Here is a 23,101-nt window from a genome sequence, read left to right as displayed (position 1 = left end):
GCTTAACCTCCTAGATTTGGGATGAACGCGTACATAATAACGATTCATGGATCGCGCTGAGCACCTGCTGACGGAATTCATGAATGAAGAAATGGCCGCCGTCAAATTCGACGATACGAGTGCCGCCGCTGACGTACCGGCTCCATTCCTCTGCCTCAGCCCGCCCGTAACTATCCTGCGTGCCTCGCATAACGGTAATCCCGCAATCCAGCTTGCCTTGTTTACCCAAGTCGCGATAGGTTTCGGACAGGCGGTAATCCGAGCGAAGAATCGGCATGTAGATCTCGCTTAGCTCCTTCTGCTCGAACAGCTCCGCGGGCGTTCCGCCCAATCGCAATACTTCCGATTGGAATTCCGAATCGGGTAATTCGTGAATCCACGGCTCCGAACGCCCCGTATGCGGGGCGCCGCGCCCGGATAGAAAAAGATGAGCCGGAGGTTGTCCGGTCTCGCGAACGATTCGATGCGCCAACTCATAAGCGAATAACGTCCCCATGCTGTGCCCAAACAAGGCAACCGGCGATCCGTCTAACTCTTTCTCCACGCTGCGGTATAGATCGTCCGTTCCATCGCCTTCAATGCTGCGATAGAATGGTTGTCCCATCCGCTCCCCTCTGCCCGCCAGTTCGAGGGGAATGACTTTGATCGAAGGGTGCATCTGCTTCTTCCACGGATAATAACCCGTCGCGGAGCCTCCCGCGTAGGGGATACATATTAACTTCATTCCGCAACCTCCTCTTCCTCGGCCGAGACGACGGGCCTGTTCTCGATGTAATCCGCCAGAGCTTCGATCGTCCGATATTGGAAAGATAATGAAGTATCCCGCTCCGGCAGCATTTCTTCCCGCTCCAGCGCCATATGCAGACGCACAAGCTGTATGGAATTGCCTCCGATATCGAAGAAATCGTCATGGACGCCTATCGTTTCCAGCTCCAAGATTTCGGACCAGATTTCCGCGAGTTTCTCTTCGATTGCGTTGCGAGGCGCCACGTATTCCGCCCCGCCATGAATGTTCCCTTGCGGTTCCGGCAACGCTCTACGGTCGATCTTTCCATTAGGGGTCAGCGGGATGCTGTCCAATCGAATGAAAAAGGAAGGAACCATATATTCCGGTAACGAGGCCATCGCTTGTTCCTTGTATTGCGCCGTCGTTAGCTCTTCATTCGCGACCACGTAAGCGCACAAGTAAGACGGGCGGTTATCGTCTTCGCGCGCGATGACGACGGCTTCTTGAATGGAATGATGCCGCCGCAGAACGGCTTCGATCTCTCCCAGCTCGATCCGGTAGCCGCGAATTTTGACCTGGTGGTCGATTCTTCCTATATAAGCCAGATTTCCATCAGGCAACCATTTGGCCAAATCGCCGGTTCGATACATCCTCCCTTGATCTTGGAGAGGATCGGAAGGGAATTTCTCGTTCGTCAAATCCGGACGATTCCAATACCCTCTCGCCAAGCCGTCTCCCGCAATGCATAGCTCGCCGACGACGCCTATCGGTTGCACCCGGTCCGAACGGTCGAGCACGTACATCCGCGTATTCGCGATCGGCTTTCCGATAACGACGTCAGCCGAATCGGTTAATTCCCGGATCGCGGACCAAACAGTCGTTTCGGTCGGTCCGTACATATTGAATATTCGAGCCGTAGTCGTTGCTTGCAACGTTTGCAGTAAATCCGCAGGTAAGGCTTCCCCTCCGATAAGCAAGGAACTTGCTCGACGAAGCGGTTCTAAGATTTGCCCGTCCAGCAGCATGCGCAAGCGCGAAGGCGTGAGCTGCATCGTCTTGACAGGGTACTCGGCGATGTATTGTTCCAAAGAGCGCAGGTCGCGTTCCCGTTGTTGCGCTGGCGCCACCAAAGTCATCCCTGCGGCCAACGGAATCAGCGACTCCAAGACAAAGATATCGAACGAAATCGAAGTTAACGTCAAGATCGAATCTCCGGCTGAGAAAGGGATTTGTTGGGTTATGCCGGCACACAGGTTAACTAGCGATTGGTGCTCAATCATGACGCCTTTCGGCTTCCCGGTCGAACCCGACGTATAGATGACGTAGGCTAAACTCTTCGGCACGGCAATCGCCGGCAAGGCAGCTTTGTTATCGCTATAGATGTCCGGATCTGCCAGTTGAATCGTCTCAACGGAGGCCGGCACGGATTGGCTCGTATGCGACAGAACGAGAGTAGCCCCGCTATCCTCCAGCATATAGTCGAGCCTTTCCTGCGGGTATGCCGGATCCATCGGCAAATACGCGGCGCCCGCCTTCAGAATGCCATAGATCCCGATGAACATTTCCAGCGATCGCTCCGCCATCAGTCCGACGACCGTATCCCGAGTTACGCCGCGCTCCCGAAGCGTATGGGCGAGCCGATTCGACCGTTCATCCAATTCCCTATAGGTTAGCCGCTCGTGTTCGAATACGATCGCGATTTCGTCCGGTCTTGCCGCCGCTTGCTCCTCGAACATGTGATGTAATGTCTTGTCCTTTGCGTAACAGATCGTCGTATCGTTGAAATCATGGACGATCAACCGCCGTTCTTCCACAGTCAAAATATCGATGTCCACCAAACGTTGCGACGGGTTCGAGAGGATGCATTGAACAATCCGCAGCCAGCTCTTGGATAGACGCTCGACGGTTTCCTTCTTGAACAGCTTGGTGCTGAATTCCATCGTGAACGAAAGGACGCCCGCTTCCTCCAAGGCTTGCAAAGTCAAGTCGTACTTCGACGTTCGCAAGTCGAACGGATACGGCGTTAACGTCAATCCCGGAATTTCGAGCTGCGCTTGATCCATATTTTGCAGGATGAACATCGTATCGAATAAAGGATTGCGACTAAGGTCCTTGCGAACATTCAGCTTCTCTACCAATTGTTCGAACGGGTAGTCTTGATGCGCGTAAGCCTGCAAAGCGTTCTCCTTCACCTCGAGCAGAAGCTGCTCGAACGTCTTGTCCGGCTCCGGCGCGTTCCGCATCGCAAGCGTGTTAATGAATACGCCCAGCATGCCTTCCAGATCCGCGTGCGACCTTCCGGCGATCGGCGATCCGACTACGATATCCGTCTGCCCCGTAACCTTCGCCAGCAACACGTTATAGGCCGCGAGCAGAACCATATAAATCGAGCTGCCCGTCCGAGTCGCGACCTTATGAAGCCCATCTGTCATTTCCCTGTTCGCGGAGAACTGAATCCGGTCTCCCTCATAGCTGAACACAGCCGGCCTTCTATCATCCGAAGGCAAATCCAATACCGGAAGTTCACCGGCGAATCTGTCAAGCCAATAGGTCTCGTCATCCAGCAAAGCGGCTTGATAAGCCGTATCCTGCTGCCAAGTCGCAAAATCCTTATACTGGATTCTCAACGCGGGCAGTTCTTTCCCTTCATAGAGAGCGATGAATTCACGGACGAAAATCCCCATCGATACCCCGTCAGATATAATATGGTGCATGTCGAACAGCAGTAAATGGCGGTCTTCCGCAATCCTTGCCAGCCCGATACGCAGTAGCGGGGAGACATTCAAGTCGAACGGCCGAACGAAACGGCGGATGATGTCCTCCAGAGAGCTTCGTTCCGATGCTACGGATCGATTCATCTCGTACCGTTCAATGGATAGGGCGGCATCGGAGACGATTCGTTGCACCGGAAGCCCGTTCTCCATGGCGAACGATGTTCGTAATGTATCATGGCGCAACAGCAACTGCCGGAACGCATCTTCTAGTCGTCGCTCGTCGAGAGCCCCGGCCAGCAGAAAGGCATTTGGATTGTTGTACTGCACGCCCTTCCCTTCCATTTGATTCAGGATGAACATTCTTCGCTGCGCGGCCGACATCGGGTAATACTCCCGGAGCTCCGCGTTCGGAATGGCATCATAGCCGCGAATTTCCTTCACTCGGATACATTCCGCCAATTCCTCTAAGATAGGGTGCTGAAAAACTTCCCGAACCTGGGCTTCGACGCCCAGCTCCTTCTGAATACGCGATACGAGCACCATCGCTTTCAGCGAGTGTCCCCCCAGCTCGAAGAAATGATCTCGAAGCCCGACGGATTCGATTCCTAATAAATCTTGCCAGATTTCGGCTAACCGAAGCTCTATTGAGTCGCGTGGCGCGACGTATGGCGTTCCGGTATGGATACGTTCGACCGGATCGGGCAACCGTCTTCGATCAAGCTTTCCGTTCGCCGTTAGCGGCATCCGATCCAATCTCACGAAATAGGAAGGAATCATATAGTCGGGAAGCTTCCTTAACAAGTACGCCCTTAGCTCGGATACCGTTATTTCCTCATTGGAAACGTAATACGCGCACAAATAGCGGGATTGTTGCGCGTCCGTCCGATCGATGACCGCGGCTTCATGAATGGACGAATACGCGGATAGCTGCGCTTCAATCTCGCCTAGCTCGATTCGGAAGCCGCGTATTTTCACCTGATGATCCACTCTGCCCCTGTATTCGATCGAACCGTCCGGCAACCACCTTGCCAAATCGCCGGTTTTGTACATGCGCTCTCCCGAAACGAAAGGATGGTCGACGAACCGGTCTTGCGTAAGGCCCAGCTCCCCGGCATATCCTCTCGCTAAGCCAACGCCAGCGATGCATAATTCGCCGATGACGCCGATCGGCTGCAATCGGCTTAACGGATCTACGACGAATACCGACGTATTATCGATCGGTCTGCCGATCGGGATGATCGTATCGTCATCGTTCGGAGAACAATCGAAGTACGTCACGTCAACTGTTGCTTCCGTCGGCCCGTATAAATTAGCCAGCCTGATGGAATGCGGACGGCCTATGATACGGTTGAATCGTTGGACGGATGCGAGCGGCAATGCTTCGCCGCTGCATACGACACACCGCAAGGAAGATGTCCCTTTCGCGACGATATCCGATTGCTCCGCGTAATCCAAGAAAGCGTTCATCATCGACGGCACGAAGTGAATAACCGTGACGCCATCGCGCTCGATCGTCTCCGCCAGCCGTTTCGGGTCCATCTCCGCTTCCGGAGACAGAACGCTTAACCTAGCTCCGGCCAAAAACCACCAGAACATCTCCCATACGGATACGTCGAAGCTGTACCTCGTTTTCTGAAGTAGAACGTCGTCGCCCGTTAACGGATATTGCTTCTGCATCCAGTTCAGCCGGTTCATGACGGAACGATGCTCGATCATGACTCCCTTCGGTTTCCCCGTCGAACCGGAAGTATAGATCACGTAGGCCAAATGAGACGGACCGGATATCGAAGGCAAATTCGAATCCTCTCCGGCATACAGGCTACTATCGGTCAATAGGATCGTAGCGACGGGTAATGACGACGCGGTATCCGATTGCGTAAGCACGAGTTCGATCCCGCTATCCCGCAGCATGTATAATAGACGCTCTTCCGGATAGGCCGGGTCTAACGGGACATAGGCTCCGCCTGCTTTCAAAATCGCGTAGATGCCCACGATCATCTCGAACGAACGATCCGCCATGATGCCGACGACCGTATCCGCGCGAACCCCCCGCTCCCGTAAATGGCGGGCCAACTGATTCGACCGCGCATTTAATTCGCGATAAGTCAGCTGTCGATCTTCGAATACGACGGCTACCCGATCCGGTGTTCGGGCTGCTTGCTCCTCGAACGTCTCGTGCAGCGTCGTATGTTCCGGATAAGGTGCCGCTGTATCGTTGAATGTCCTTAGGATTTGATGCTTCTCTTCCTCCGATATCATCTCGATATCCGCTAACCGTTGAGACGGATTGCGGGCAATGCTCCGAAGAAGCTGCAACCAGTGCCCGGAAAGACGTTCCACGGTCGCCTTCTTGAACAGCTTCGTGCCGTATTCCCAATCGAAGCGAATGCCGTTCGAATCCTCCATGGCTTGTAACGTGAGATCGAATTTGACTGCTTGATGTACCAATGGATGCTCCGCAAAAGTAAGCCCGTCCAACTCATAACGCATGCGGTCCGTATTCTGCACAATGAACATCGTATCGAATAAAGGGTTACGGCTAATGTCTTTGCGCAAATTCAGCTTCTCAACCAATTGCTCGAACGGGTAGTCTTGATTCGCATACGCCTGTAAGGCATTCTCCTTCACTTCCGACAGGAGCTGCTCGAAAGTTTTGTCCGGCTCCGGCGCATTCCGCATTGCGAGCGTGTTGATGAATACGCCCAGCATGCTCTCCAAGTCCGCATGCGATCTTCCCGCAATCGGCGAACCGACCACGATATCCGTCTGTCCCGAATATTTCGCCAGCAATACGTTGTAAGCTGCGAGCAATACCATATACATCGTACTTCCCGACCTTGCCGCGACCTGCTGCAGTCCTTCGGCCAATTCCTTGTCCGCCGAGCTCGATAGTCGGTCTCCCTCGAAGCTTTTGACCGCTGGCCTCTGATAATCCGTCGCGATCTGAAGGACCGGGATTTCATCGGCGAATCGGTTCAGCCAATAGCTGCGCTGCTCCTCCATTGCCTCGCCGTTCAATGCTTCTTGCTGCCAAGCCGCGTAATCCCTGTATTGAATGCGAGGTGCCTCAAGCTGCTGTCGCTCATAGTAGGCCACGAATTCCCGAATCAGAATGCCCATCGACACTCCGTCGGAAATCATATGGTGCATGTCGAATAACAACAAATGACTGTTTTCTCGCCATTGCGCGAGGCCAACGCGGAGCAAAGGCGCTTTCGCGAGATCGAAAGGCCTAACGAAGGCGCGAATGGCGTCTAGCACTTCGGATTCCGCGCCCGCTTCAACGTCAAGCTTAATCTGCTCCACCGACCATTCCGCATCCGCATGAATACGTTGAACCATTTCGCCGTCCTTCAAGGCGAACGAGGTACGCAAGATTTCATGCCGATTCAACAGCGAGCGGAACGCTTCCTCCAACCGGGTAGCGTCCAAATTCCCTTCGACGACGAACGCCGCGGGAGAATTGTAGTGCAGTCCTTCCCCCTCGATCCGATTCAAGATGAACATCCGTTGCTGCGCGGAAGATAGCCGGTATTCGTCCATTTCCGGCGCGCGTTCGATGCGGCGATGAATCGACCGCTTGGCCGATCTGACGATATCGGCAATCTCTAGAACGGTAGGATGATTAAATATCGCGAGCAGAGGGATATCGACTGCGAATTCCCGGTTAATCTTCAGCGCTAGCGATGTCGCAAGCAACGAATGTCCGCCGATTTCGAAAAAATGATCGCGGATGCCGATTCGTTCTTTGCCCAGCACCTCCTGCCATATTCGCGTCAATCGTTCCTCGACCGAGTCGCGCGGCCCCTCGTATTCGCTACCGGTATAGAAGCTATCATCCGGCTCGGGTAGCGCCTTGCGATCGATTTTGCCATTCGCGGTCAGCGGTAATCGCTCTAGCGGGACGAAGATCGAAGGCACCATGTAACCGGGCAACTTGCTCGCCAATTCATCCCGCAATTGTTGGGAAGTCATCGCCTGATCGAACGCGACGTATGCGCATAGATGAGGAATGCCTTCCTTATCGGGCCGATCCACGACGACGGCTTCGCGAACGTTCTTCAGCTTGACGAGCTGGCTTTCGATCTCGCCAAGCTCGACGCGGAAGCCGCGAATCTTCACTTGATGATCCTTTCTTCCCAAGAACTCCATGACGCCGCTCGGCAGCATCCGGCCTAGATCCCCGGTCTTGTACATACGCTCGCCGGGTTCCGGCAGGAACGGGTTGGGCAAGAAAGCGTTCTTCGTTTTCACGGGATCGTTCATGTAACCGCGGGCAACGCCGACCCCCCCGATATACAACTCTCCTGCTACGCCGTAAGGAACCGGGTTCAGCTCCTCGTCCAAAATGTAGAAGTAGTTGTTGTCCATCGGAACGCCGTACGGAATACTGCTTTGCGTATCCTCGACCGCCCCGATCGGATAAAAGTTGGACCATACCGTCGCTTCCGTGGCACCGCCAAGGGCGATAGCCGACACGTTCGGGAAAAACCGCTCGATCCGCTTAGGCAGCGTGACGGGAATCCAATCCCCGCTCATGAAAACTAGCCTCAAATCCGTTTGCGTGAAATCCGGCTCGTCTTGCCCCAACATGCTCACAAGGTGGTTCATCGTGGACGGAACGGAATCCCAGAAAGTAATCCGCTCCTGCTTCAATAAGCGAATCATCTCCGTATGATCGCTGATCTGGTCTTTGCGGGCGATAACGACTTTTCCCCCGCAGGCCAGCATGCCGAATAGGTCGTATACCGACAAATCGAAGCACATCGACGTGATGAAGAGCAGCGTATCGCTTTCGCCGACCTCGAATCGTTTGTTCACCCATTGGATCAGGTTGACGGCGGAATGATGCTCGATCATGACTCCCTTCGGATTACCCGTCGATCCCGACGTATAGATGATATAAGCTAGGTCCGTCGGCTCCGCGTAAATCCCGCTCTCTTCGTCGGACCATTGTCCATAGTATTCCGGGTCCAGCTTTAGCGTATTGCCGATGCCGAGCCCATCGTCGCGATCGGCCAATAAGGCTGTCACTTCTGCATTCTCGCAAATATACCGTTGACGGGCTTCCGGATATTCAGGGTCGATCGGGACGTAAGCCGCACCGGCTTTCAGAATGCCGAACATGCCGATGACCATCTCGAATCCGCGATCCGCTATCAGCGCGACGCGATCCCGGGGACGAACTCCCCGTTCGGCGAGCATGGCCGCTACCCGATTGGCTTTGGCGCTCAGTTCCGCATACGTTAATTCCGCTCCTTCCATCGTCAAAGCAACCCGGCTAGGCGACCGCGCCGCTTGCTCCTCGAACAACCGATGCATCGTTTTCTCGCGCGCATACGCGGTTTGCGTGTTATTGAAGCCATAGACGATCCTCTCGCGTTGTTCCGCCTCCATTAGCGGAATGTCCCGCAAGGCAGCTGCGGGATCGGCGGCGAAGTTACGTAATATGCGCAGGTACAAGTTAAACGCCGTTTCGATTTCCGATTCGTAGAAATAGTTCCGCGCGTATTTGATCTGCACGCCCAACCGGTTCCACGTTCTCGTTACTTCCAGATCGAAGAGGGTATTGGTCATCTCGCTGGACTGAAGCTTAAGCCGGCGATCCGATCCTTTGATTTCGTTCTGGCTGTCCATATTGTCCAGCACATGAAAGTCGGTAAAGTTAAATAAGGCGTCGAACAACGGATTGGCCGCGTGCTGACGGCCTTCCCCTAGCAGGTTGGCGATGTCGACTAACGGCATATCGTGCGTGGCGACCTGCCGCAAGCGCTGCTGAACTTGGTCCATGAACGACAGTCCCGTGCGGGTTCTATCGATCGCTTCGCGGAACGGTAACGTATTGAGGAAACAGCCGAGCATGTTCTCCCCGTCTTCGATCGCCGGGCGGTCATGCGTGACGATTCCCGTTACGAGATCCTGCTCCGTTGTAATAACGGACATCAAATACAAGTAAGCTGAGAAACAAATCTCCTTTAACGTAATCCCATGATCGCGCGTTAGCCGATCCAAAGCGACAAGGAGCTCCTGATCGATCTCGCTGCGATAGATCGCGCTCTCCGGCCGGCTTCCGATCTGCTTGGCCCCCAGGTTAAACGGCAGCTTGTTGCGCGTATAGCCTTCCAGTTCCTTCTTCCAGAATTGTTCCGTTTCCTGGGAACAGTTGCGAGACAATTGGATGCCCACGTAATCCTTGTAACTCGCCTTCAAAGGCTCCGCCGGGATTACGCCGCCGTGTAGCAAACGCTCGTACGTATCGATGATTTCCTTATTGAAGCTAGCGACGCTCCAACCGTCCAAGATAGCGTGATGGAAGGAGAGAACGATACATACTTCATGCGGGCTTAGTTGAAATACGCCAAGCCGCCATAGCAAATCGTCGTCAAACCGAAATTTGTTCCGCAAATCTTCGGCCATATAATTTTGAATCCGTTGTTCTTGCTCTTCGATAGCGCACGCCGATAAATTCTCAAGCTCCAATACGGGCATCCGATCCCGATGTACGATCTGAAGCGGTTCGCTATACCGCTCCAATTGCATGGTCGTTCGAAGGATCGGATGTTTAACGGCAAGCCTAAAGACGGTCTCGCGCAGTAGCTCCCAATCGAACCGAGCGAAATCCAAGACGTAATAAAACTGATCGTGATAGATCGGTTCATCCGGTTTCAGCTTGGAGTAGAACACCATGCTCATCTGGATGCTGCTTAGCGGATAGTAATCCTCGGCGTCGGCGGGCATTGGAACATTCGCGAGTTCGTTTTGCAGCCTGCTCTTCATTCCATCGAGCAGATTCAACCCCCGTTCACGCTCGTCGCTTTCCTCTGTAGCTGGCATCGCTAGCAATGCCGCAGATTCGGCAATCGTCGGGTTTCGATAGAAATCGGCAACGGAAAGATTACACCCACGCGCCTTGTTCAAACGGCTGATGAAACGAATAACCTTGATCGAATCGCCGCCGATGGCGAAAAAGTTATCGTGAATGCCGATTTCCTCCAGTTGCAGCGCATCGGACCATAGATCGGCGATTTCCTGTTCCTCCGGCGTACGGGGAGCAACATAGATTTGCTTAGCTGTACGCGATAACTCGGGCTGAGGCAACGCTTTGCGATCTATTTTTCCGTTATCGGTTAAGGGCATGGCGAGAAGATGCTTGAAGAAAGCCGGAATCATGAAATCGGGCAATTCGGATGCAAGGTGTTCGCGTAAGGAATTTACATCCACTTCTTGCTCCGCGACATAGTACGCTACCAAGTCGTATTGGCCGGCTCCGTCCTTTCTTGCAATGACGAGACACTCCCGTATTTCTTCTTGCTGGAGCAGCTTCGTCTCGATTTCGCCTAACTCGATGCGGTGGCCTCTGATCTTGACTTGGTGGTCGATGCGCCCGAAATACTCAAGCTCGGCCCCGTCCGTCCATCTCGCCAAATCTCCCGACCGATACAGTCTCTCCCCGGGCAGGAACGGGTCGATCAGAAACTTCTCGCCCGTCAACGTTTCATTGTGGATATAACCCCTCGCTACGCCTTCTCCGCCGACATAAAGCTCGCCGATGACACCTTGCGGCACAAGCCTTTGCCTATCGTCGAGAATATAGCAACGCAGCGTGGGAATCGGCCTACCGATGTTGCTGACATTGGTCGCGATTTCCGCATCGGTGATTTCTTTGAACGTCACGTGTACCGTCGTCTCCGTTATTCCGTACATGTTGATGAGCTTCGTGTTGGCATAACGTTCCTTGAACGGTTTTAGGATCGCCGGTTTTAACGCTTCGCCTCCGAATATGACATATCGAAGCCGCAGCTCCGGCTGATCCCGCTCCAAATCCTGCTGAATGATATGGTAGAAGGATGACGGCGTCTGATTCAATACGGTTACGTTTTCCCGGATCATCGTTTCCATGAATCTTCGCGGATCTTGCGCCACGTCCTTGCGAATTACGACTAATTTGCCGCCGAACAACAGCGCGCCGTACATTTCCCATACCGAGAAGTCGAAGCAATACGAATGAAACATCGTCCATACGTCGTTCTCGTCGAAATCGAATAACGGTTTGTCGTGAAAGAACAACCGCACGACGTTGCGGTGTTCGATCATGACCCCCTTCGGTTTCCCCGTCGTACCGGAAGTATAGATTACGTAAGCCAGATCATGCGATGTATTCACGGGCGTTAAAGGATCGAAAGATAGCTTCGGCACAAGAGAAAGATCAACAGTTTCGCACGACAGCTCCGGCAAAGCGTTCGTAACGCTAGAATCGTGAACAAGCAGCCTCACTCCGCTATTCTCCAGCATATAGGCAATGCGATCCGCAGGATAAGCGGGATCGATCGGTACGTACGCACCTCCGGCCTTCAAGACGGCGAGCAAGCTCAGGATCATCCCCGGCGATCGTTCCGTCATTACGCCGACGCATTGATTCGGGATGACGCCTTTGCCGCGCAATACATGCGCAAGATTATTCGCTTTATCGTCCAATTCCCGATACGTCCATTGCTCACTTCCGTCGACGACGGCGATCCGGTTGGGAGTCTTCAAGGCTTGTCTTTCGAAAATGTGCTGAATCGTAGCGTTCTCGTCATAGACGGCTTGCGTATCGTTAAAGTCAAACACCAGCCGCTGCTTTTCATCGGGTTCAACCACGTCGATGTCCGCGATCATAACGTTCGGTTCATCTAATACGACTTGCAAATAGCGAGTTAACCGTCTAACGATAGCGTCGATCGTCGACTCTTCATACGAATGAGCGCCGAATTCCACCTCGACATGCAGCGTCTGTTCGCGCTTAATAAATGCGAAAGTCAAATCGGGAGTATACCCGTCCGCGAGGCCAGCTTTATGAATACGATCATAAAGAACCACGACTCGGGACAGTTCCTCCACTCGGTTGCGCAAAGGATAAAACTCGTGATCGTTCGCTTCCGTAACCGTTCGCTTGATGTCGGACAAAGCCGCCTTAAAGCTGCTCGCTCCGTCATAAGCGATACGTAAAGGCAAAATCTCGTTCATGCGGGCGGCTTCGTCCGCCTCGCCGCGAAATACGGGCGATCCGACAACGATCTCTTCGGCTTGCGCGTACATATGCAGCAGAAAGGGGAAAGCGGACAATAACGTCATGTATATGCCGTAATTCGAGTGATTACAGAAAGCGGATAATCGTTCCGATAGCTCTTGCGGCAAAGCATAACTTTTCGTTCTCGCAGCCCCTTCTCGTTGCTCTTGAGCGGATCCCGCTACGTCATAGGGAAAGGTTACCGGCATAAGGTCTCCCTTTAGCCGTTCCATCCAATACCGTTGCTCTTCCTCGAATTCGCCGCTTGCCGACAGCATATTTAGCGCATATTTATCGATCATCGATACTCCCCCGATTCAAAAGTTGAACTCGATTTCCTCAGAAATCGCATTTTTTCTTTTCGCGATTTGACCGTACAATCGAATGTCTTGCAGCTTAACCTCCGGATGCGTCGCGATTTCGGATAGAATTCTAACAAAGTCGTCCAGCAAGCGGTTTGCCGTCTCCGGACGGTATAACTTAACCGCATACTCCAACCTGATCGCTAGTCCGCCTTCCTTCTCTACCGCTTCCAAGCTGAGATCGAATTTCGATACGGCAGGCAAGAACGAATAGGGGACGACCGACAGCCTGTCAGCTTTCAGCTCGACCGATTCGAAATTCTGCATCATAAAGAGGACATCAAAAAGCGGATTCCGGCTAATATCCCTAGGCAAACTTAACTTCTCAAGAAGCGTCTCGAAAGGGTAGATTTGGTTATCGAAGGCCGACAAAGCGTTATCCTTTACCGCATCTAGTAATTCCTTGAAAGATTGATGCCCGGACAATCGGGTACGGATAACCAACGTATTCACGAACATGCCGATGATCCGTTGCAGATCGGCATGCGTCCTGCCCGCTGAAGGCGTTCCGACGATGAGGTCTTCCTGGCCGCTATACTTGGATAACAGCACGTAAAACCCTGCCAACAGTACCATATAGAGCGTACTCCCGCTCTCCGCCGCGACTTTTCTAAGCCGATCCGTCAGATCCTCGTCAATGGCAAGGAAAACATGAGCGCCTTCAAAACTTTGCACGGACGGTCTAGGATAATCCGTCGGGAGGTGCAACGAAGGGAGATTGCCGGACAGAACGTTCATCCAATACTTTTCTTGCCTTTCTATCATCGGTACCGCGCTTTCGCTAGACTGCCAAACCGCGTAATCCTTGTAATGGATCCGAAGGTCTTCCAACGCTATCCCTTCGTACAAGTCAAGAAAATCGCGAATGAGAATACCGCTTGATACGCCGTCCGAAATGATATGATGCATATCGATGAAGAGCACGTGAGCCTCCGAGCCCGACGAGTCGCGATGAAGGAGCTTCAGTAAGACGGCGCGAAGCAACGGCGGCCGGCTTAGATCGAATGGAACGACCAACTCTCTCAGCGATTGTTCCAGCCGTTCTTCGGAACTTTCCCCATATCGGATCGCAAAAGGAACGTTAGGATGAATATATTGGACGAACTCGCCGTCTTCTACGGCAAACGATGTTCGTAACGCTTCATGCCGCCTGATTAACGCCTCGAAGGAAGACTCCAATCTACGGATATCGATCTCGCCTTCGATGCGATAAGCACCGGCGATATTATAGGCCGTATGCGCTCCTTCCAGCTGTTGCAGAACGAACAATTTTTTCTGTCCGTGGGTAACCGGGTAACTGCTCCGGGCCTCGGCGGCAGGAAGCGTGTTGTAGAGAGTTGGCTTCGTATCCGATATGAGGCGCGCGAGCCGCTGGATCGTCGGTGCTTGAAAAAGCTGCTTTAACATTAGCTCGACGCCCAACTCCTCATGAATGCGAGTCAGCAACGCGATCGCATTGAGCGAATGGCCTCCCAATTCGAAGAAATGATCCTGAATACCGATATTTTCAACGGCGAGTATGTCGCTCCACATCCGGACAAGGCGGCTCTCGGATTCGTTCGTCGGCGGTTCGTAACTTTCATTGGCAGCGCGAGCGGGCTCAGGCAACGCTTTTTTGTCTACTTTTCCGTTGGAAGTTAGCGGAAGCTTGTCCAACACGACGACGTAGGCGGGAACCATGTAATCGGGCAGACGTTCCCCGACGAAACTGCGAATCTCGCTCGCGGCAAGCACTTGTCCCTCCGTACCAATATAGGCACATAGTTCAATCCCGCCCTGCGAATCCGCGTACGGAACGACGATGCATTCCGTCACTTTCGGATGGTTCGACAAACAATTCCCTACCTCGCCCAGCTCGATGCGAAACCCTCGAATTTTGACCTGATCATCTATCCGGCCCACGTATTCGATCGTCCCGTCCGCCAGCCACTTGGCCTGATCTCCGGTTCTATACATTCGTGTACCGGACACGAACGGATTCGGAGCGAACTGCTTCGCCGTCAACTCCGGACGATGCAGGTATCCTCTGGCTAACCCCGCACCTCCTATGCACAACTCACCGGGTACGCCGACCGGTTGCAATTGGTCGTATGCGTTGACGATATAGGCTTGCGCATTCGGAATTGGAGTTCCGATAGGGACAGATGTGCCTTCATTGGAACCTCCGGACGGAGGAGCTGTCCATGCCGTCGCGCAGATCGTCGTTTCGGTCGGCCCGTAAGCGTTGACGTATTGGAGCCTTCCTCTCCACTTTTCCAGTAAATCCACGGTGGAAGCCGAGCCTGCCGTTATGACAGCGCGCAGCGTCCGAACGTTATCCGGCCGTAATCCCGCCAAGTAGGTTGGCGGCAAGGTAGCGACCGTGATCCCCTGCTCGTTAAAATAATGTTCCAACTTGTCATAATGATGGATCGTTTCCGAAGCCAATACGTGCAGTTCTCCGCCATTGAACAAGCTCATGAACATTTCCCACACGGAAGCGTCGAATGAAAAGCTGGCGAATTGCGCGATTTTGTCGGTATTCGCCACCTTCAGCTTCTGTTGGAAGTAAACCTGCAGGTTAATCATGCCGCCGTGTTCGACCATGACCCCTTTCGGTTTGCCCGTCGAACCGGAAGTATAGATGACGTACGCAAGATCGCTAGCCGTATTCCGCGGCGCGGGATTACCCGTTATCAGGTGGGAGTTCCCGTCCACGAAACATTGATCATCGACGTTTAACGTCCGAAGATGGGACGGTATCCGTTCCGCCAGCGGAGGTTGACTGATCACGATGCCTGTCCCGCTGTCCTCGAGCATGTAGCGAATGCGCTCCTCCGGATATTGCGGATCGATCGGCAAATACGCGGCTCCGGCTTTCAATACGCCCAATACCGCAACGACCATCTCCGGTGAGCGTTCGACCATGATGCCGACGATATGGTTAGCTCCGGCTCCCAAGTCCCTTAATGCCATAGCCAAGCGATTGGCTCTTTCGTTCAATTGCGCGTAAGTCAATCTTTGGTGGTCGTAGACGACCGCGATCGCGTCGGGAGATTGATGCGCTTGCTCTTCGAAGATCGCGTGCATCGTACGGTTTGTTTCATATTCGACATGAGTCGCATTGAAGCCAAATAACAGCCTAGCCTTCTCTGAGTCATCCAGCATGTCGATCTTGGACAGCAGTTGGTCGGGAGAACCCGTCACTTGCGCGAGAATATTCGTATAATGACGGATCAATCGCTCCATCGTCTTCTCTCGGAATAGCTCGGTCGCATATTCCACGTTCACGCGAATGGAGTCGCCGTGCTCCGCCAGCTCAAACGTTAAGTCGAATCTGCTGCGACGCGCGTCGTAAGGATACAGCCGCACCTTCGCTTTTTCCGTGTCGCCGTCCGCCCATGACATATTCTGATACGCGAACATCGTATCGAAGAGCGGATTTCGGCTTAGATCCCTACGAAGCGCCAGCTTGTCCACTAATTGTTCGAATGGATAATCCTGATGCTCCATTGCCCGCAAAGTATTCTCCTTCACATCGGCCAGAAACCGACGGAAGGATAAGCTCCCTTCAGGTTGGTTGCGCAGCACGAGCGTATGGACGAACATGCCTATCAACCGATCAAGATCCGCATGGGATCTCCCGGCTACGGGAGAGCCGACGACAATGTCCTCTTGGCCTGAGTATTTGGCGAGCAGCACATAATACGCGGACAGAAACACCATGAATGGCGTCGCTCCAACTTCTGCGGCCAGTGATCGCACCGCTTCATGAAGAGTTTTGTCCAATTCGAAGCTAAGGCGCTTCCCCTCATGGCTGCGAATGGCGGGCCTCGGCGAATCGAGCGGCAGATCCAATACCGGCACCTCGTCCGAGAACGTCTCCAGCCAATACCTTTCTTGCATCCGCATGTGGTCCGAATGTACCCGATTGGCCTGCCAGACGGCATAATCGCGGTATTGGATCCGCAATTCTGGAAGCTCTTCCCCTTGATAGAGAGCCAGTAATTCCTGAATCATCACGCCGATGGACACTCCGTCCGAAACAACGTGATGCATATCGAACATTAGGAGCCATTTTGCCTCTCCCATTCTGACCATACCCGCACGGAATAACGGACTTTGTCCCAAGTCGAATGGACGAATAAAGCGATCGATATGCGCTTGCCGGCTCTCTGTGTCGGCATCGAAAAAATCAACCACAAAGTCGACGGACGGAGAGATGATTTGCACGAATTCGCCTTCCTGCCAACGGAACGAAGTTTGAAGGCTCTCATGCCGCAGTACCAGCTTCTCGCAAGCGGCTTGGAAACGTCCGAATTTCACATCGCCTTCTACTTCGAAGAGGCAAGGCTGATTGTATGCCGTGTCCGCCGTCCCTGCGCCATCCATTCGGCTAAGCACCAGCAACCGCTTCTGAGCCGAAGTTACCGGATAGCAATCGCGATGCTCCGTAGGCTCGATAGCGGCATGGACGGTTGGGCCCGTCCGGTGGATCAATGCCGCCAAGCCTCGAATCGTCGGTACGACGAACAAGTCGCGAAGGGAAATCCGCGTATCAAACTTCCGATGAATCCTCGATGCCAGCGAGACGGCCTGCAGCGAGTTGCCGCCGATTTCGAAGAAAGGATCCGTAACGCCGATCGGCTGTATGCCCAATAGATCTTCCCACAGCTCGACTAATTCGCGTTCGATTGCTGTTATGGGCTCACTATATTCCGTCTTTCTTCCCGATACGGATTGCTTTCGCTTCTGTACGAGGCGCAGAAGGCTTTCCGCGTTATGATAACGCAAAGGCAACAAGTGGCGGGCATGACTCAATGCGGCGATATCCTTATAAGCTTCGGAGCTATGCCAATCTCGCGGGCCTTCCTCCCGGCTCAGGCGATTATTTACCGAGGGGACGGAAGCCACTGTCCTTAGTAAGGTTGGCGGCGTGCTGGCCGCGCATTCGCGTTGCCCGGAATTTGCCGCGCGCGGCAAGGACGTCACGGAAGCCGTCAACCGTTCGTTCGTTAGCGTGATATGAGGGGAGCGGTCTGGAATGCTATCCACGCGCAGTCGATAGGTGGTCCTCCCGCTTGCGTTGTCCTCCAACCGCCAACCGGACGTTTCCAGGAATTCCCGGAAAGGCGCGTTCTTGTCGGAGGAAACGTATTGTGCTTCGATATACTCGGCTTGGCAACTCTCGGCAACCCTTTTCAACTCGGATAAAATCGCCTGTTCCACGCCTCTGCCGAGCACGCGGCAGCTTAACAGGAACGTATCCAGAATGAACGATTTCCGCTCGGCTTGCCCCGTTACCAATCCTACGAATCCGTATTCCCCGAAGCGATCTTCTACTTCGATGCTCCACAGATGCTTGCCGGATATCGAAAGCATGTCCGTGAGCTCGTTTTCCGTCCTGGGAACGGAATGCATATTGAATTGATTCGTACGTTGCGTAAGCTGAGCCGCCCTTTGGACATGATCCTCGCGCAAGTTTGCCATGACGATTCGCAGCCCCAGACCGCGAAGAAATTGTTCCATCGAAACATTGTCTTCTTGCAAATATTGGCGACGTATGGATTCGGCCGCATAGAGAGCGGTTCGCTTGCGGTCTTCTTCCGTCACGACCAGCTTATCGAACCCCCATACGTGCCGTAAATAATCCAAAAATTGCCGCTCGTCCTCCGGTAATTGCAAGGTGAGCACGGAAGGGCAACTTTGCATCATTTCCGCGCATTCCATCCCGCTATCGTCGACGAAGATAAAACTATCCAAGCCTAAGTTCAACTGCTCGGCAATTTCCCGAACGGCCGTCGACTTAGCGCCCCAATGAATTCTCGCGGCGGCAAAATGCTCCTTCTTCAGCAGCATGTCCGGATGGCGCTCGAACGTCTCCCAGACGTCCGCTTCGTTGTTCTTGCTGCTGATCGCCAGAAGCATACCTTCCTCGTACCTATCCAACATGAAGCGTTGCAATGCTTGATAATGGCCGGAAATTTCTACTCCAGTCGGACCGTCTTCCCCGCAAATCCCCTTCCAGAGGGTATTGTCGCAATCGAGGACGACGACTTTGAAGCTCTGTCTTTTCCAAGCGATCAGCTTTCGGGCGATTGCCGTTCCGATGACCGCGTAAAATTCATCCGTGAAAGGGGCATGCCCTTCCTGATCCGCAACCCTGTCGTACATATGCCGTACTTCATAAGAATCGGCCAACGCTTCGTTCAGCTCGAGAACGAAAACGCGCTCGAGGTTGCCAAGAAACTTCCTCCAACGTTCGTTTAACGTTTCCAAGTACGTGGCCAGTTCGCTCTCGAACGGCCAATGATCTGAGACCGGGAATATTCCTACGAAATGCGGCACTCCTTTCTTCCGTAATCCGAAAGCTTCTACCAGATCCGAATATATCTTTTCGAGCTTGGCGATTGTGACTCCGATCGGACTATCGTCTTCCCGAATCCAATCTTCGAACCGGATCAGCAGCACGTTAACCCCGTCATTCCTGCCGAGCAAGCTGCCATGATCCAGCAACTCTTGGAACACTTGATGGTACGGGGCAAACGATATGCCGACCGGCAGATCAAATTGTCCGCACCACCAATTCACATGATCGCCAATCTGCTCGGCAGTGAACGTGGCGCTTATCGCTACCGATAGAGAAGATTTGGCATCGTAAGCAGCCGCGCTTTCTTTAATCACGACCTCGTCGTGCTCCTCGGCAAATTTCCATTCCAACAAGCGCGACAGTGGCGCCTCCGGTTCAGAGACCGCCGCTTCCGCAAGCTTCAGGAATGAGGACATCCAATGTTTCATCTTGGTTTCCGTGAACAATGCCGTGTCGTATTCCAAGACGAGTACGAGCTGATCATCCGCATCCTGCCAGACATCCAGCTTGACATCCAACGAAGACGTAGGACGGTTGAGCGGATATTCTGCAAACGACAGCCCGTCAACCTCCATCCGCAAAGGATTCGCCGAATTCATCTTATACTCGTTGTGATAGACGAACATCGTATCGTATAGAGGGTTCCGGGAGCGGTCCTTCTTCAGCGCCAAATCCGATAACATCAAATCGAACGGATAGTCGTTCGCATATGCTTTGCCTATCGTCTCGTTAATTCCCGTCAAATAGTCTGCGAAAGTCGTCTTCGCGGCGAACCGGACGTGAACGGGCAAAAAATTAATGAACATACCGAATACGCGTTCAAGATCCGGATGGTTTCTTCCCGCTACCAGCGTACCGACGATGAGGCTATCTTGATTGGAATATCCATGTAATAGCAGTGCGTACAGCGCGAAAAGCAGGGAGTTCATCGTTAACCTGCGCTCGATTGCAAGCTGCTCCAACTGTCGTTTCAATGAAGCTTCCATCGGCACTCTTACGCGGCTTCCGCCCGGCAGTTTGTTATCGGGTCTTGGAAAATCATACGGAAGCTCCAGCACGGGAAGATCGCCCGACAATTGATCCGTCCAGTAGGCTTTGCGATCCCGAAGCTCGCCGTCGTCAATCGAACGTTGCTGCCAGACGGCGTAGTCCTTATATTGAACTTTAAGCTCAGCCAGCGGAATTCCGTTGTACAGATCGCAAAACTCTTTCATTAAGATGCCTGTGGACATGCCGTCCGACATAATATGGTGAAGATCGATCATAAGCAAATAACGATTCTCCTGAAGCGTCACCAAACCTACCCTCAGCAACGGCGGGCACGAAAGGTCGAAAGGCCGAATGAACGCATCGATGATGTCGTCCAATCGTTCCGGCGTACCGTTATGGAGCTCGATTTCGAAATCCGTTCGAGCGACGACCCGCTGTCTCGTTTCCCCGTCGACAAATTCGAATGCGGTTCTTAGAGATTCATGTCTGTCCACAAGCCTGGTGAACGCCTCGTTCACGCGGTCGGAATCTAGCTCGCCTTCCACCAAAACGCAAAAAGGCGTATTATTCGCCGTACCTACCGATCCGAATTGCTCCTGCGCGAATACGCGCAACTGCGAAGAAGTAAGCGGATAATAATCGCTCAGGTTCGCAGGCGGCAAGGGAAGATAGGCTTCGGTTCGGCGAAGTCCATCGCCGGATCGGCGTTCCACGAATGCCGCGAGTTCGTTCAGGGAGGCATAGGTGAACAAATCGGCTACGCTCACGTCCGCCGCCCAATGCGCGCGAATCCGATTCGCGATTTTCAACGCTAGAATGGAGTCTCCGCCCAACTCGAAGAAATTGTTCTCATAATGGATTTGCCGAAAGCCGAGCACCTCGCCCCAAATCCGGGCAATCTCCTGCTCCGCGGACGAATACGCATCTTGATCGCGCCCCGTCAATTCCACCTCATAGACGGCGGGTTGGCGGTTTTCGCTAGAATGAACAATCGCCGTCGATAGCGTAATCCCTTCTATCTCCAACCAACAGCGGTTTCTCTCGAAAGGATAGGTCGGAATATGAACGCGCGCGTATGATTGGTCCGCATACAGACGTTCCCAATCGATATCCGCGCCCATCGCGTAACGTTTCGCGAGCTCATCCCAGGTTTGGTCATCCGTTGCATAGATAAGACCGTCCACGCTTAATGCCGCGGGCTTTCGCGATCCATAATAAATGCCTTGCAGCTCTGCCGTGGCGAATTCACCGGCAATCAGACGATCGAGCTTGTCCCGCAGCTCTTGCCGATCCCGGAACACGATGGCCAAGCGATGTTCATGATGGTCTCTCCCCGTATGCGCGGTATAGCAAATCCGTTCCGCGCTAGCCTCGCCCCAATCGAACGTCCGATACAGGGAGGCTAACTCGCGCAACGCGCTATCGCTCTTGGCGGATAACGTCAGCATATGATCGCGACGGTTTCCTTCCGGCCCTGCGGATAGCAGGCCGCCCTTCTCGCGATCGTCATTCGGCGCTTCCTCCAGCACGAGATGGCAATTGGTTCCGCTGATCCCGAACGCGCTAACGCCGCATCGGCGAGGGGACTCATTCGCCGTCCAATCCGACAGGCGATCGTTCACGTAAACCGGAGAATCGATGAAATCAATGCTTCTATTCGGCCTTACGAAATGCAACAACGGGGGAATTTGCTTCCGCTTCATGGCAAAGATAGCCTTGAGCATCCCCATGGCCCCTGCCGCATGATCCAGATGTCCGACGTTCGACTTGACCGAACCGACTGCTACGAACTGCTTGCGATCCGTATACTTGCGGAACGCTCTGTCCATTCCCGCGATCTCGATCGGATCTCCCAGCTTAGTACCCGTTCCGTGCGCTTCCATATAGGAGATCGTTTCCGGATGAATGCCCGCGTTGTCCCATGCCCGAACAAGAACGTCCTCCTGCGCCGCCACGTTCGGCGCCGTTAGCCCGACCGAGCTCCCGTCTTGGTTAACCGCGCTCCCTTTGATAGTGGCATGGATCGCGTCGCCGTCCCGCAGCGCTTTGCCGAGCGGCTTGAGCACGAAAGCAATGACGCCTTCCCCCGCTCCTGTCCCGTCCGCGCCGTCGTCGAACGTGCGGGCGCGCCCGCTGGAAGACTCGATACCGATCTTCACTTCGTTCGCGAGCGGAAGCAGATTAATTTTCACGCTGCCCGCGATCGCCATCTCGCATTCCCGGTTGCGGATCGCCTGGCACGCCAAGTGAATCGCCACCAACGAGGACGAGCAAGCCGTATCCACGCATAAGCTGGGACCGTTCAAGTCCAGCAAATAAGAAATTCTCCCCGTAATGATCGATGAGATGTTTCCGGGCACGCCCATCGACAGAAGTTCGGGATCCGTATCGGAGATCATTCGCTTGTAATCGTACAAGCTATCCGAATTGAACCCTACGTACACCCCCGTTCGCGATCCGGCCAGCGTTCGCCTGCAGTATCCCGCGTCCTCGATCGATTTCCAGGCCGTCTGCAGGAACAATCGCTGGTTCGGCGTCATCAGGCTTGCTTCTTTGGGCGATAACCGGAAGAAGCTATAGTCGAATTCATCGATCCGATCCAGGTAGGCGCCTTCGAAATAGGACAACGGCTGATCGCCGTTCCGGGGTTTGCTCCGCGCGAACGGATCTACGTCCGTGCGTCTTCCTTCCGGAAATTCCGTGATGAAGTCCACTCCGTTGCAAATGTATTGCCAGAACTGTTCGATATCGTCTACCATCGGAAGCTGTGCCGCCAAGCCGATGATGGCGATTTCCTGCATCGACTCTTCTTCGATTTCGAATGGTTGTTCATTTTCATTGTCGTCCAATAGGTTGAAATCGAGCATATTTTTCCTCCTTACTCGAAGTCCGAAAGTGAGCGATGCGCGC

Annotated in this window: 3 protein-coding genes; all 3 read right to left on the bottom strand. The window is 53.6% G+C overall.

Annotation, left to right across the window (positions count from 1 at the left end):
* Nucleotides 1-10: 10 nt before the first annotated feature.
* From L3D05_RS07245 to L3D05_RS07235, 3 genes are read right to left on the bottom strand one after another with little or no spacing between them, the layout of a single operon-like run.
* Complete coding sequence (locus L3D05_RS07245) at nucleotides 11-724, bottom strand: thioesterase II family protein (protein WP_239615331.1); 714 nt, start codon at nucleotides 722-724, stop codon at nucleotides 11-13.
* On the bottom strand, nucleotides 721-12,792 hold the full coding sequence (locus tag L3D05_RS07240; RefSeq protein ID WP_239615330.1) for a non-ribosomal peptide synthetase: 12,072 nt from the start codon (nucleotides 12,790-12,792) through the stop codon (nucleotides 721-723). Before L3D05_RS07240 ends, L3D05_RS07245 begins: the two co-directional genes overlap by 4 nt.
* Before the next feature lie 15 nt (nucleotides 12,793-12,807).
* Nucleotides 12,808-23,058 (bottom strand): non-ribosomal peptide synthetase, encoded by a 10,251-nt coding sequence (locus L3D05_RS07235; protein WP_239615329.1) that lies wholly within the window; start codon nucleotides 23,056-23,058, stop codon nucleotides 12,808-12,810.
* Between the last annotated feature and the right edge of the window lie 43 nt (nucleotides 23,059-23,101).

Source organism: Cohnella mopanensis (assembly GCF_022352055.1).
Taxonomy (GTDB): domain Bacteria; phylum Bacillota; class Bacilli; order Paenibacillales; family Paenibacillaceae; genus Cohnella; species Cohnella mopanensis.
This window is presented reverse-complemented; position numbering and strand designations above follow the sequence as displayed.